This window comes from Kitasatospora putterlickiae (genome assembly GCF_039527695.1).
In the GTDB taxonomy this organism is placed as follows: domain Bacteria; phylum Actinomycetota; class Actinomycetes; order Streptomycetales; family Streptomycetaceae; genus Kitasatospora; species Kitasatospora putterlickiae.
The window spans coordinates 5,832-6,074 of the sequence record NZ_BAAAKJ010000360.1; the positions used below are offsets into that span (position 1 = coordinate 5,832).

1 other annotated feature is annotated in these 243 nt (G+C 56.4%).

Features of this window, described 5'->3' with window-relative positions:
* Positions 1–2: 2 nt before the first annotated feature.
* Positions 3–87: a sequence feature (5S ribosomal RNA rRNA prediction is too short), on the reverse strand.
* Positions 88–243: the final 156 nt, after the last annotated feature.

A 243-nucleotide genomic window follows, 5' to 3' on the forward strand; every position in this document is an offset into this window, starting at 1 on the left:
CCCCCCTGCAGTACCATCGGCGCTGTGAGGCTTAGCTTCCGGGTTCGGAATGTAACCGGGCGTTTCCCTCACGCTATGACCACCGAAACCCTATCGGGTATTCAGCGAAACACACTTTTTAGTTGGTAAGTGTTTCTTGTTCGCCGGCGATAGCTGTTCGCTACCCGGGAACCACACAGTGAACGCGAGCGTCTGAGGACAAGCCCTCGGCCTATTAGTACCGGTCAACTCCACCCCTCACAG